The 734-nt window shown below is 59.3% G+C and carries 1 protein-coding gene; it reads left to right on the plus strand.

The features are described from left to right. On the plus strand, positions 1-734 hold a 734-nt coding region (locus ABD892_RS10295; RefSeq protein ID WP_345195536.1), incomplete at both ends, for an isocitrate lyase/phosphoenolpyruvate mutase family protein.

A 734-nucleotide genomic window follows, 5' to 3' on the forward strand; every position in this document is an offset into this window, starting at 1 on the left:
GCTTACGAGCTGATGAAGCACATGATCGAAGCCGGTGCGGCCGGTGTTCACTTCGAAGACCAGCTGGCTTCCGTCAAGAAGTGTGGCCACATGGGCGGCAAGGTACTGGTTCCGACCCAGGAAGCGGTGCAGAAGCTGATCGCTGCCCGTCTGGCGGCTGACGTTGCCGACGTACCGACCATCGTACTGGCCCGTACCGACGCCAACGCTGCTGACCTGATCACCTCCGACTGCGATGAGTACGATGCGCCCTTCCTGACCGGTGAGCGCACCCCGGAAGGCTTCTTCCGCGTTAAAGCCGGTATCGATCAGGCCATCGCCCGTGGTCTGGCCTATGCCCCCTACGCTGACCTGCTCTGGTGTGAGACTGCCACGCCGGATCTGGACGAAGCCCGCAAGTTCGCCGAAGCCATCCGTGCCGAGTACCCGGACCAGCTGCTGGCCTACAACTGCTCACCGAGCTTCAACTGGAAGAAGAACCTGGACGACGCCACTATCGCCAAGTTCCAGCAGGAACTGTCTGACATGGGCTACAAGTACCAGTTCATCACTCTCGCGGGTATCCATAACATGTGGTACAACATGTTCGAACTGGCGCACAACTATGCCCGGGGCGAAGGCATGAAGCACTATGTTGAAATGGTTCAGGAGCCCGAGTTCGCTGCTGCCGAGAAGGGTTACACCTTTGTAGCGCACCAGCAGGAAGTCGGCACGGGTTACTTCGATGACATGAC

The organism is Kistimonas scapharcae, from assembly GCF_039540975.1.
GTDB classification, from domain to species: Bacteria; Pseudomonadota; Gammaproteobacteria; order Pseudomonadales; family Endozoicomonadaceae; genus Kistimonas; species Kistimonas scapharcae.